The following is a 13326-nucleotide window of genomic DNA, read 5'->3' on the forward strand; positions in this document are numbered from 1 at the left end:
TACATCTTATATGGTGCCTCGTTGAATCTGTTCTTGAATCCAGGGAATGATTTCTTCAACTACAGATTCCAAAGGGGTGTTTGCTTCAAATCCAAGGATTTGTTTTGCCTTGTGAGTCGCTGGAACCCTTTTTTGCACATCATGGGGATAGGCTTGATCGGACTCAATTTGTAGCACTTCACCTGGACGTATCTTTTTCCAAATCAATTCTGCCAATTGCCTAACTGTTGTGGATTCTGTGGTTGAGAGATTAAAATCATTGTTGAATACTTGGTCAGATTCTATACAGAGTCGAATGCCTCGTGCCAAATCTGCTCCATAAGTGTAATGTCTAATTTGATTACCATCCCCCAAAATATGTAGAGGTTTTTGTCCCTTGAGTAACTTTTGGACCAGATCGGGAAGCACGTGGCTCATGGCCATTTCAACATTTCCACTCATTATTTTCTTGGAGGAGAGGGCTTTTTTCTCGCCGATTCCGACGCAATTGAAAGGTCGAATAATGGTATAGGGAAGTTTGTATTGTTCCCAAGCCGCTTCAGCAAAGTATTCACAGGCGAGTTTCTGAAATCCATAAGAAGAAAAGGGAGGAGGGCATTCTTTTTGATGACCTTCAGGAGTCGGGAATACGGTCGCTTTTTCGAATACCATGGAAGAAGAAAGCACATTAATCTTTTTTAATTTTCCCTTCTGAAAGGCGTGGATGGCTGCATCAAAAGTACTGGCTAGAATTCTTTCGTTTTCAGCAAGCAGGTCATAGGCAAATTCATGAAAATAGGTGATCCCCCCAATTTTGGCGGCACCGGCAAGAATTTGATCACAATCCGATGCAAGTTCCTTCATCACCCTGACATCCTTGGCATCTCCCTCGATGAATTGATAATCCTTGGAGTCAAAGACATCGGTGTTGATTTTTCCATATTTTGAGAAGTTGTCGATGCCAACGACTTGGTGCCCGTGTTCAATCAACTCGCGTACGACGTAATTTCCGATGAACCCCGCAGAGCCGGTATAGAGAATTTTCATGGTATATGATTCCAGATATCAATTAATGTTTTACCGGAATAATTCAAAGATTGATAACCTTCATGGGGTGCGCCGATGATGACAATGTCGCACTGTTTTAGCAATTCCTCTTTGCTCAGAAATTCATTCGGCTCTACAAAGCGGTCTCCCTTCCAATATTCGTCGCTACAATAAACCTGTGCTCCCTCAAACAACAGAATTTTCCGGAGCTTAAAGGCAAGGGATTCGCGCGTGTCGTCCATATTGCCTTTAAAGGTCATCCCCAAAATTCCAATCTTCTTTTTTCGAAGACTTCCCTGTTTCTTCAGTTGGTCGCGAATGTAGTCGGGCATTCCTTCGTTAACCAACATGGCTGCATGTCCCAAAAAGAAATTGTGATTGTAGAAACTGGCAAGCTGCATGGTATCTTTGAACAAGCAGGGTCCTGCGGCGAAACCGGCCTTTGGAAAATCCTGGGCTCGCGGATAGTCTTCGCGCATGGCCTGCCAGATTTTATAGAACTTGGCCCCGCTGCTTTCCGCCATTTGATAAAATTGATTGGCAATTGAAAATTTGATATAGCGCCAGGTATTGGTGAAGAGCTTTGCCAGCTCTGCTTCCAGGGGGTTCAGGGGAATTATTTTCTCAGTGAGTTTTCTAAACAGCAGGGAAGCCGTTTCCAAGCCGCGTCCATCAAAAGAACTGACAATTTGGGGGAGCGATTTCAGTTCTTCCAAGGCTTTTCCTTCAGCCAATCTTTCCGGACAGAAGCACAGCGAGACGCCTTTCTTTTTTTCTTCAAAGAAATTGCGAATGTTTTCCATGGTGCCAGGGAATACCGTGCTGCGCATGATCAGAGTTTGAGAATCCTTCAATAAGGGCTCTACCTCACGGATGAATTTCATCAAAGGTGTAAATTGAGGATTGATATGCTCGTCGATCGGGGTTCCAATGGTGACTATCACGGCAGGGGCCTGCTGAAGAGCCTTTTGATCGGCAGAAAGAAAAAAAGTTTTTTCCAAAACTTTCGGGAGCGAAGTTTCCATCCCATTTTCGACAAAGGGAATTTTACCCGATCTGATCTCCTGAATTACCTGTTGATTAATATCATAGGCACAGACTTTGAGCCCTGCTTCGGCAAAGGAAACTGCCAAAGGCAAACCGGCATGGCCACAGCCTCCAACGATGACAAGATCATAAGAGAAATTATTCATTAACTGTCCTTTACAAAGTCTCCACCAATCCATGTAACAAGGCCCCATGCCCGGTTTCCACAATTCCATAAAGCTTAGAATCCAGAAAGAAAGAGGCTTCACAGGAAATTTTAAAGAGAGGATTTGTACTTTCAAAACCGGAGAATCCTACTACCTTTAGATGCTTGTCTTGGGCCTTTTCGATGGCTTTCAATATATTTTTTGATTTTCCAGAACTGGAAATAGCAACAAGAATATCCCCTTCTTTTGCAAACACATCCAGCATCCGCGCATAGGCATCTTCGTAACCAAAGTCATTGGCCTGACAGGTGAGCATAGCGGCATCGGTAAAAGCCATCGAGCGAATGCGATGTTTGTTGAAAAGATCCTGGGCAAAATGCGAGGCCAAACTCACACTGCCTCCATTGGCTGCCCACCAGACGGCATGGTCATGGGCCTTGGCTTCATGAAGCAAAATACAAACCTCACGAAAAGCCTCCATCAAAGAGCAGCTTTGCCCAAAGCTCTTGGCTTGCGTATCTTCTAGTGTATTATTTAAAAGTCCTAGCCATTGAAGGGCATTGATTGATTTTAAGGTGGGCTTTGAATTTGGCAGAAATTGAGTGTCTGTAGTCAATATTTCCATTTTTAACCTCATTGAGAAATGGCACTGCTATAAAAAAGCACCCATTGGCTAAAAGTGCAGATTTTGTGCCACTTGGAGGGTTTCATAAGAATCGATATTCAAACGGTTTTTTTTCAGGGGATAGGCGAAGAGGGCCTCTTGCCCGGCAATTTTTGCATGGATGTCCTCATGTTTGATATGCTCTTAGCTTGGGAAGTTCTTCTGTATAGTCAATTTCGTATTGGATATTTCCACATTGATAAAAAATTTGGCTCTTACGTTCAAAATCAAATTTGGTTATTGCCCAAACTCTCACATAATTTTCAGCAGTTTTTTTATATAATTCCTCTGAGCAAATTTGGATTCTTGAATCTTAAAATTGTCGTAATTTTTACGGACGAAGCGTTCAAAACACTCAAATATTCTTTGAGAGTTCTCAGATAAATAGGGCATCAGTAATTTCTCAAATTGTTGCTGGCTTTTTTGTGTTGCGTCTTCGTAAGTTAAATAATTTGGTAGAGCTTCAGAAAAGATGGCTTCCTCGGTTTCCTGAGTACAAATGGCATTAAAATTCTTCAATTGCTTGCGAGACGTGGAGATTTCTTCTTGATGATCCTGGAGTATCGTATGAATACCTTTTATTTTTTGGTTCATCTCTTCAAAAGTAGAAAATTCCAAATGCTTAAACCCTGAAGTTTGCTCATCTTGAACAATAGAAGGAAAAGAGAGGTAAGGGTAGTTCATATTCAATACCTCCCCAAAAACAGGATTATTTTCATAATAGGAATAATTGAATGCAGGTATTAGATACAAGTAGTCGCCGGTTTTAATGAGCTCTTTTCTTTCTAGGGGTTTAATATATTTGTTTTGATAATATTGAGGAAAAAGTTCTGCCCACCCCTCGTCGCCAAACAGTTCTATTTTCCCGTCAAAATTGATATTTTCTAGTAGCTCATACTTCATAAGATTAACGATATTGTAATAAGCCTTGCTGAGGTTATAGGAGAGTTCCAGCTTTTGAATTGTTCCTCCATTGAATTCGAAGTGAAGTAAATAATAGAGGGCATGAAAGAGGAATTGAAAATCATATAAGAGGTTATTGCTGTTGCTATATTCTAGAAGGAGAAGAGCAGGTTTCAAATGTTGAATGACTTCTCGGATTCTGGAATGAGAAGTGAGAATAGCTTTAAAGTCAGGATTGAGCGAATGCATTTCGCTTTGCATGGGTTCTAGATGATTTAAAGAATGGTATCGAACAGGAATTTTAAAATAATCATCCCAAGGTTTATCGAGGTGAGGTAGACAGGAGAATCTTTTTGAATCTTCAATACCCAAAAAAAGTTTAGTATAATAGCCTCCGCCGAGGTTTTCATTATGGGTGTCACAATCCAAGACCGTATAATTTATTCCTGCCCATTTTAAGACGGCAGGAAGGTAGATTTTTTCTAATTTTAAATGATGAGAAATAAAAATGCTTGTTCTAAAATAAAGGTGCTTCACTCCATTTTTTCGAATAAAATCCAGTAATTGTTGAATGTTAAAGCAGTCAAATTCTTGGTTTCCCAAGTATTTCATGTCATGAAAAAAAGCCCTACCGCCGAATTTTTCCTGACATTTTTCAAATAATCTTGAAAGTTGTGAAGGGTCTCCATTGTTGATGAAGAGATGACCATTAAAGTTTTGATCGAGGGCTATCAAATTTTTCCATTTCTTTTTTTGAGCCTGGGTGACCAGAACAATGTCAGCAACAAACTTCCAAATTTTCTCAATATCGATAGAGGGGGGTACGTCTATATATTGTATAGTTTGGAAGACAATTCCAGCATCGGGTTCTGAATGGATAAATGTAGATTTCAAACAAGTGATCAGCCAAGCGCTAAGGATAGGATAAGTGACTTTCCCTTGATCCATTTGAAGAGAGTAGCTTTCAAGAGGCTGGTTTTGTGAAGAGACAGTGACTTCGAGCCCTTGAGTTGTCCCATTCACTAAAAGTTTGACGGATCTAGTTGCTATGTTATTCCTATCAAAATTTTGGACAGGTTTAGAGATGTGCATTTTTATACCCAAGTCGATTTGATGACATCCGGTTTTTGTTGAAAGATTTGCTCATTTTCGTTGTACAATCATCCACAGTTATTTTTACAGCTTACCGAGTTTTCATTAGCGTCATACTTGATATGTCTTTAGCCGTGGCAGCCCTTCTGTATAGTCAATTTCGTATTGAATATTTCTACATCGATAAGAAATTACACTCTTGCGGTCAAAATCAGATTTAATGATTCGGGTAGGCTGTAAGTTTTCTGCTGTGATGAAATCGTAGATTAGCCCCTTAAAGCTTGTTTTATCTCCCTGAAGTAGAGAACGGTAAGGAGTATTTTCTGGAGGATTGAGATAAGATTTCAGATTAAACCCAGCCACATTCATTTGTAAGATTAATTCTTCTTTTTCTGCCCGAGGGTGCCTTTCGTCGTTTATTTGTTGAGTCATAATAAACAGCGGACCAGACCCTTCTTGTTGCTGTTTCCACTGCGATAGCTGATCTTGACTATTTTGAGTACGAATCTGTAATCGACCTGGGGAAAGAAAAAAAGGATGATCGGCTTCCAATCTCCAGTAATTATCAATAAATGTAACAAATGAGATCCCACCCAGTTCTTTGTGATGGCCATTATCTTCTCGGAGCATCCACGGCAAATAAGGTTTCACCCAACCATATCCATTCACAATGAGCGAAAAAGTATTGGGGGCAAAGCGCGCGCATTGTGTTGCTAAATATCCACCATGACTTAGTCCTGCTGCACTCAAGCGAGACCAATCAATATTAGGATGGAGATCCATGGCGACTTTGACGGCCCAAAGGCAATCCAAGGTCTGCACTACTCCAAAATCATAATGATCATCTAGAAAACGTGCTGAGATGCAGGGAATAGGCCTTAAAGGAGAGTTTAATTTGAGAGGTAAGGATTTTAGTAGCTGGATTAAGACCTGCAGAGGATTCTTCTCTTTCAAAACATTTCGAGAAATAGGAGGCATGCCCTGTAATCTTAAATTATAGTTGGTTTCTTTGAGAGACCATTCATCCAATAGAATATGCGTGGGGTTTCCTGAACGAAGCAACTTGAGCCCCAAATATTCTACTGAAATGACTAGGGCATTCAGTTTTTGACTTACACTTTCATGCAAAGATTTTAGATAGGCAGATTGGCCCATCTCTCCATGGCCATGTAGGGCTAAGATGGGTATCGTGTTTTCATTCACCCCCTCTGATGGGGTACTTACATAAAATGTGAGAGGGGATCTCTTGAAGGCAGGGATTTCGGGAGGGTGTGGGGCTGAAATCTTGAATTCTGTCAAGTTTACTTTAGAGTTTGGGAGCGGAGTAGTTTTCATTTTTGTTCTCAGTTTCTGTTCCGAAAATTACGAAAAAAATTGTCACATATCGGGAATAGAAAGTTCTGAAATTAAAACCGCAGATTTTGTGCCACTTGGAGAGCTTCATAAGAATCGATATTCAAACGGTTTTTTTTCAGGGGATAGGCGAAGAGGGCCTCTTGCCCGGCAATTTTTGCATAGATATCTCGTGGGAGGTCACAGGGGAGCAAGTCTGGAATGTATGAAAAAAAATGGGTAGAAAGGATTTGTATTCCCCCATTGACGAATAATGGTCCCGGATTTTGCTGATAAATTTTTTCTGCAAAATGGGCTTCAGGGCGTTCGTAGAAAAACTCAATTTTGCCATCCAGATTTCTTTTTACGATGCTGTTGTCTCTTCCTTCATAAACCAGAATGGTGGCGAGGGCTTTTTTTTCACGATGAAAATTTTGTAGGGCCAAAAAGTCTTCATTGCAGAGCAGATCTCCATAGATCACGAGAAATTCTTCTTCAGACTTTTTTTGGGTAAACCAGCCTTGCAAGGCCTTCACCGTCCCCGCTCCTCCTAGCAGCTGAGCCTCCTCAAAATATTCGACAGAGAGATTCCACTTTTCTCCCTTTTGACAATAATCTCGAATCTGTTCCCCTTTGCAATGCAGGTTGATCATTACCTCGCGGATTCCCAGTCCGCTCAAGTGCTTTAGCATATGACCGAGGATGGGAACGCCTTGCACTTCCAAAAGGGGTTTTGGTTTTTTATCGGTGAGGGGTTTGAGTCGTGTGCCGTAGCCGGCGCAGAGGATGAGGGTTTTCATGAGAATTTAAAGTTTTTTATAATCGACTTCTCTTTGACGACGAGTGATTCAAAAACTCTTCGATACTGCAAATTTTGTGTGCTGGGTGCCCCTTCCAAACCGTGGAAGCCTCTATGTCTCGGGTTATAACCGCGCTGGCTCCGATCACCGCATGATTCCCAATATTCACCGGAAGAATGGTGACATTAGAACCGATGCGGACATAATCTCCAATGCGAGTAGGCCGTTGAGTGTATTTTCCATCATCGGGATAAGGGGAATCAAAAAGATCGTTAGTAAACATTACCCCATGCCCTACAAAGCAATGTTCTCCTATCTCTACGCCTTCGCACAGAAAGCTGTGGCTGCTAATGCGAGTGCCCTTTCCGATTTTCACCCCTCGTTGGATTTCGACAAAAGGTCCCACGAAAACACCTTCTCCGATTTCGCATTCGTAGAGATTTACAAAATCCATGATCTTTGCAGTAGGATGAATTTTACAATCTCGAATGTTTTTCATAAGTAGTACTTTTCCATCACTTCAGCGACAAAGAGATTCATTTTTTCCTCGGCCTCGGTGTTAAAATTTTTCTCCTGCACAGCGCGGCTAAAGGTTTGCCAGTCTTCATCTAAAAATTCTACGTCGACTGAAAAAGTGGAGGGAATTTCTGCATCCGCCCGAGTCTGTTGGGAAATGCTCCACAAGGATTCCTTGAGAGCAAAGGGATGAGGAGGATTTTTTTTACCCCATCTCAAGAAACCGCCCGGCTGACCGTATTTGGCGTATTTCACCAGCCCTTCTACTTCGGCTACCCCTTCTTTCCCATACACTTCCAGATGGAAGTTACTTTTCCAGGAGGTCCAACTTGCTGTTAACTCTATAGTTAACTGGGAATTTTTGAGTATCGCAGTACAGTGGTCTTCCATGTTCGGTGAGAAAATATATTGTTTGTCTAAAAAACCAGACTCAAAATGATCCATAAACTCATGAGCTAAATTGAGTAGGTGAGTTCCCATATCAATGAAAGCACCTCCCCAACTTTCTGAAGAGATTCTCCAATTTTCATTTTGAAGGAAAGAATGAATTCCACCGTGTCCATAAAACATCCGAACGAAGTGAATAGGGCCCAAGTGACCTTGGCGAATCAAATGAAGCAAGGCCTGAACTTCAGGGAAATATCGCAGGTTATATCCTGCATAAAGACAGACCTTATTTTTTCGAGCCAACGAGAAGTAATCCTTAGTTTCTTGAACGGTTAGACTTAGAGGTTTTTCGACTAAAACATGCTTACCTGCTTTTATAGCTAAGGGGATAATCTGCTTTTTTAACCAATCGGGAACGGAGACAACCACTGCCTCTAAATCTTCTTTCAATAACTCTTCATAGTCTGTAAACTTTTTTACCGAAGCAAGATTTGGAAAGCTTTTTTCGAATCGATCAAAACCTTGATCACAAACCGCCATTATTTTGTCGGGTCCCGAAGCAATTGCCTTTATTCTCTTCAAGGCAAAATTACCATTTGCGCCAAGTACGCCAATCTTCATAAAGATTTTAATCCTATGTTTTTACAAACTATTGAGAACCTTTTCTGCTACAAAAGCTGCTTGATCTTTGCTGACGCTAAAATTCAAGGGCAATGAAAGAATCTCTTTTAAAGCTCGCGAGGCTTCGGGAGCCTCAGAAGCCCGAAAATAAATTTGAGACGTGACAGCTTGTTCGTGAAGAAGATAGCGATACTGAATTGTGGTAGGAACTTTTGCCTGAAGCAATTTCTCAACCACTTTTTCTCGATGAGGAATTCGTATTACATAGGCAAAATAGGAACTTTTACACCCCTGAAGTACTTGCTGAGGTCGCACAGGGGTGTCTTTAAAAAGCTCATCGTACACCGCTGCGATTTGACGACGATGCTCTAAGACCTGTTGAAAAATTTTCCATTTTTCGACCAGAAATTGCGCTTGCAGAACATGCATGCGATACACATTCCCCATAACAGAGGCATGGTGAGGCTTGTCTTGGCCTCCGTTGCGAAAAGCTCGAAGTTTTATTTCCATTTCTGGAGCATCAAAGAGAAGCATTCCACTGTCTCCAATGCCACCCACGACTTTAGTAGGAAAGAAACTAAAGGCAGAGTAATCTCCTAAACAACCGCTTTTTTGAGAAAAATATTCTGCACCGTGAGAGTGTGCAGCATCTTCCACTAGGGGGATTTTTAAGGCCTTTAGTTCTTCATAAGGGGCAGGGTTTCCATAGAGGTTTACTGAGAAAATGGCCTTGGTTTTTGGAGTTAAGACCTTCTCCACAGTAGAACGGTTCAAATTTAAAGTTTCTGCATCGACATCACACTCCACAATGGTAGCTCCTAAGAATGCTGGGGCTAAGGCGGTGGCAATAAAGGTGTTTGCGGGAACGATGACTTCGTCGCCGGGCTTAAGCCCCAAAGCATAGGAAGCCATGTGTAAGGCATGAGTTCCTGCTCCCAGGGCCAGAGCATATTTTCTTGAACAATGGTTTTTCCAAAGCTCTTCTAATTCTTCCACCGGTCCCCGGCTAAATCCCAAAGTGAAATTCCCAGAATCATAAAGTTCTTCAAATTTTTGGAAAAAGGATTTTTTGATGATCGCATTTTCGGTCTGGACATCGAATAGTTTGATAGTCATAAAATTTTTTTCACCTAATATAAGGTTATTGAATCGATTCCAACATTGCCTTCACCGTTGCCACAAGATTTTCTTTTCTTACCGCCTCTTTATTTCCCACAATGCGGGTTTTTAGACCCGCATAAATATTGCCTAAAAATGGAATCAAATCCGGATGAGTTTCTAAATGAACCAAGAGTGTAGTGAGCGCAAAATAGGCATCTCCTGCGCCGGTGGTATCAATCCCGTCTTTAAAGAAAACCGGACAAAAATGTTCCCGATGGCGCGAATCAAAAAACATAGAACCGCTGCTTCCTAACGTGATGGCCGCGGGGCGTTTAATTTTGGTTTTTATGGTGTTATGGGCCAGTTCCCGAATGGGAGTGAGTCGATCATGCGTGGCAACCCGGCATTCGCGTTCGTCTATGCTGAGGTAATTGTAGTGCTGGTGTTTGGTAAAAGGGTTAAATCCAAAATTGCCGGAATTGGTTTGGACATTCAGTCCTACGAACGAAGAAAGTTTTTTCGTGCTTTGCAAAACCTGTCCCTCAAAGAGCCCATGGCCAAAATCTGAAATTAGGGTCACCTCCTGCTCGCGAGAAAGCTTTTGCAGTTTTTTACAAAAGTTCGAAGGAGAATGGTTTTTCCACTGATCCGATCGAAGGTGAGTGATTTCAAAGATGCGTTGATGTTTGAAAGGGACCACAAAGCGTGTTTTGCGCGGAGTGGGGACATTGGGAATCACTTCGAATTCCAGTTGAATCTCCGGACTGACACTTGAACGGAGTAAATTTTCAAAATAAGGCTCATCTCCGTGCGTAATCAAAAGCGTGACTTGGGCACCTAGTGCCTGCAGATGTCGGGCAATTGCGAGTGAGCCGCCCGGGTAATTTTCTTCGTGAAGATAACGCGCCGAGATACTGGGACTTTTGCTTGAGATAGAGTCGACTTCACAAAAAACATAGGTGTCGACTATAGGTTCTCCCACCACCAAGACTTTTGTATTGCTGATTTGTTCCATCAATTGTGAAAGTTTGTTGTGGTCCAATAATTTTTCTGCCTCACGGATAGCCTCCACCTGCCTGGAATTCCAGGTTACCCCCAAGCTTTCGAGGATGTGCCTCGATTCTGGTAGGGCGTCTTCTGTAAAAAGAAGCTTGGCGCCAATCTTGTTCAAGGCGTCTTCTTCCGCCAGAAAATGACCCGAGAGATCTGCCGTGGGACTGCGGTAGGAGGCGTGTCGTAGAAAGAAGTTGGGTTTGAGTTTGTGAATGGCATTCACGGCATTGGGCAAGGGATTGAGAACGACATAATCTACACAAGGCAGCAAAGCGAGCAGCTCTGCCCGTTTGCGCAGATGTGGAAAATAGGCATGGTCTTCCTCGCTGCCCTCGCCCTGGGAGGCAATGAGTACCACTAGTGTGCGGCAATGTTTTTTCGCGTTTTCCAAGAAATGCAGGGTGGAAAAATCCAGCTGCAGAAAATGCCCAAAGCAAAGGGCAAGAGTCTCCTTGGAATGGCCTTTTCGAATGCGTTCAATTTCGCTGAGAGGAATAATTTTATTCATGTGATAGCTGTATCATCGATTATTCCCCCTCTTAAGCTAAGAGGGGGCTAGGGGGCGTTATGACAAATTGCATCCAATTGGACCATAACCCCTCCTAACCTCCCCTTAGCTTAAGGGGAGGAATTTATTTCAAATACCTAAACCAATCTTTGGTCTGCTCCGCAATCTTCTCCGCAGTCCACACCGGTGCCTGTTTCCAATAATCAATATTTTTTAAAAGTTCAGCAACCCCGGCTTCGATGCTGACTTTGGGTTTCCAATCCAGATCTTTTTGAATCTTCGAGATGTCTGCAAAGGTGCAATCGGGTTCCCCCGGACGTTTGGGGATGTGTAGCTTATCTCCCCCCAACAACTCGACAATGCGATTCACCGAAATACTTTTCCCACTGCCGACATTATAAATTTTTGCCTGTTGATTACTTTTTGCAGCGGCCAAAACAGCTGCCGCCACATCGCTCACAAAAGTAAAATCGCGCGTTTGTGTGCCATCCCCCACAACCGTGTAAGGTCTCCCTGCAATTTTTTGAGCGAGAAAAACTCCAAAGACTGCGCCGTAGGTTCCAGAAGTTCGAGAGCGTGGGCCATACACATTAAAAAAACGAAGCGAGAGTGCAGACAGCTGATAAATCTTTGCCCAATGCATCACGAGTTCTTCGCCCATATATTTGGTTAAGGCATAGGGATATTGGGGATCGCAGCGTTCTACCTCGGGTGTAGGATATTGCGAAGGGATGCCATAACAAGACGACGAAGCCGCATAGACTACACGTTTGACGTTAAATTTTCGAGCCGCTTGCAACACATTAAAAGTGCCATCGACATTGGCTCGAAAATAATCCTGGGGTCTTTGAATGGATGGAACAATGTCCGCTAAAGCCGCAAGATGGAAGACCCAGTCGATGCCTTCAAACAAATTTTGCCATTCGCCTTCTTGGGAGATGTCCACTTTATGGAATTGAATTTTTGATAGGTTGTCATTTCGAATCCCGAAGTCTTTTTTCGGGGTGAGAAATCCAGTTGAATCCACTGGATCTCTCGTTATCACTCGAGATGACAGCTCTATTTCATGATGGGTTAAGTTCTCCACCCGCCCCGTACTCAAATTGTCCAGCACACACACCTCATTCCCTTCGCTCAAAAGCAAATCCACTAAGTGTGAACCTATAAATCCTGCTCCGCCGGTGACGAGTGTTTTCATAATTATATTACTTGATGCACAGGGCCATCAGGTACCAAGCCATTTTTGGAAAAGTTAAAGAAACTACTTCGTCAGTCATTGAGAACAAAAAAACATTTTTAAAATATTTGGAGAGAAAACTTTTAAATTCATCGGGTTCAAATTCATGAAAGTGGCTATCTAAACGCCTTTGGGAAGCAAAGGATTGTGAATAGGCACTGGGTGTACCAATAACCGCGAATCCACCGGGTTTGATAAGATTGACGTAGTTTTTTACTATTTTTGAACTATCTTTGATGGGAAAATGCTCTACAACGTCCATAGAAACAAGTGCGTCAAACCTGGGAAAGTTTTTTGGGACCTTTAAAAGATTTAAGGTTTTAAATTCGAGATTTTTTATCTCTGAAAATTCCTTTTGATTATGTGCGACTAGTTCTGCATCATAATCCACTGCGATAACTTGTTTGCAAAATTTACTGAGGAACACGGCGCCCAATCCTGACCCCCCTCCTGCATCGATCACACGATGCTGTTTCTCCAAAAGTCGCGCTGCAAATTTGTAGCGTGCCAATAATATAAAAAAATCTAAGGGAGTATCCCGAAAAGAAGTGCCTTCAATTTTCTCCACAGCTTTTTTGATGCCACCATTTTTATTTCGGAACATATAGATAGTTTTTGGCTTCATTTTTTTTACCATTTAAATTTTGTAAGGCCGAATGTGATTCTATCGAGTAGCACTGCCCGAACTTTCCATAATTTTAAGCAGTTTTTTTAAATAATTCCTCCGAGCAAATTTGGATTCTTGAATCTTAAAATTGTCGTAATCTTTACGGACGAAGCGTTCAAAACACTCAAATATTCTTTGAGAGTTCTCAGATAAATAGGGCATCAGTAATTTCTCAAATTGTTGCTGGCTTTTTTGTGTTGCGTCTTCGTAAGTTAAATAATTTGGT

Annotated in this window: 12 protein-coding genes; all 12 read right to left on the reverse strand. The window is 42.1% G+C overall.

Going from position 1 to position 13326, the window contains the following annotated elements:
- Window positions 1-6: 6 nt before the first annotated feature.
- On the reverse strand, window positions 7-1026 hold the full coding sequence (locus HQM15_06150; protein ID MBF0492346.1) for an NAD(P)-dependent oxidoreductase: 1020 nt from the start codon (window positions 1024-1026) through the stop codon (window positions 7-9).
- The gene (locus HQM15_06155) at window positions 1023-2219 is read right to left on the reverse strand and encodes a nucleotide sugar dehydrogenase (protein ID MBF0492347.1); all 1197 of its coding nucleotides are present in this window, start codon (window positions 2217-2219) and stop codon (window positions 1023-1025) included. Before HQM15_06155 ends, HQM15_06150 begins: the two co-directional genes overlap by 4 nt.
- Before the next feature lie 10 nt (window positions 2220-2229).
- Window positions 2230-2844: an SIS domain-containing protein gene (locus HQM15_06160; GenBank protein MBF0492348.1), complete on the reverse strand. Its 615-nt coding sequence runs from the start codon at window positions 2842-2844 to the stop codon at window positions 2230-2232.
- A gap of 291 nt (window positions 2845-3135) precedes the next feature.
- A complete protein-coding gene (locus HQM15_06165) occupies window positions 3136-4734 on the reverse strand; it encodes a hypothetical protein (GenBank protein MBF0492349.1) in 1599 nt (532 codons plus the stop codon).
- A 255-nt stretch (window positions 4735-4989) separates the two neighbouring features.
- Window positions 4990-6081, reverse strand: a complete 1092-nt coding sequence (locus HQM15_06170; protein MBF0492350.1) for a DUF2920 family protein — start codon at window positions 6079-6081, stop codon at window positions 4990-4992.
- Window positions 6082-6284: 203 nt separating this feature from the next.
- A complete protein-coding gene (locus HQM15_06175; protein ID MBF0492351.1) occupies window positions 6285-7010 on the reverse strand; it encodes a nucleotidyltransferase family protein in 726 nt (241 codons plus the stop codon).
- 16 nt (window positions 7011-7026) lie between these two features.
- Window positions 7027-7509, reverse strand: a complete 483-nt coding sequence (locus HQM15_06180) for an N-acetyltransferase (GenBank protein ID MBF0492352.1) — start codon at window positions 7507-7509, stop codon at window positions 7027-7029.
- Complete coding sequence (locus tag HQM15_06185; protein ID MBF0492353.1) at window positions 7506-8534, reverse strand: Gfo/Idh/MocA family oxidoreductase; 1029 nt, start codon at window positions 8532-8534, stop codon at window positions 7506-7508. Before HQM15_06185 ends, HQM15_06180 begins: the two co-directional genes overlap by 4 nt.
- Window positions 8535-8555: 21 nt before the next feature.
- Window positions 8556-9650 (reverse strand): DegT/DnrJ/EryC1/StrS family aminotransferase, encoded by a 1095-nt coding sequence (locus tag HQM15_06190; protein MBF0492354.1) that lies wholly within the window; start codon window positions 9648-9650, stop codon window positions 8556-8558.
- A gap of 25 nt (window positions 9651-9675) precedes the next feature.
- On the reverse strand, window positions 9676-11196 hold the full coding sequence (locus HQM15_06195; protein MBF0492355.1) for a hypothetical protein: 1521 nt from the start codon (window positions 11194-11196) through the stop codon (window positions 9676-9678).
- 124 nt (window positions 11197-11320) lie between these two features.
- Window positions 11321-12394 carry an SDR family oxidoreductase gene (locus HQM15_06200; protein MBF0492356.1) on the reverse strand — a complete coding sequence of 358 codons (1074 nt, stop codon included), beginning with the start codon at window positions 12392-12394 and terminating at the stop codon, window positions 11321-11323.
- Between the two features lie 7 nt (window positions 12395-12401).
- Window positions 12402-13058, reverse strand: coding sequence for a class I SAM-dependent methyltransferase (locus HQM15_06205; GenBank protein MBF0492357.1), 657 nt, complete (start codon window positions 13056-13058; stop codon window positions 12402-12404).
- Window positions 13059-13326: the final 268 nt, after the last annotated feature.

Source organism: Deltaproteobacteria bacterium, from assembly GCA_015233135.1.
GTDB lineage: Bacteria > UBA10199 > UBA10199 > JADFYH01 > JADFYH01 > JADFYH01.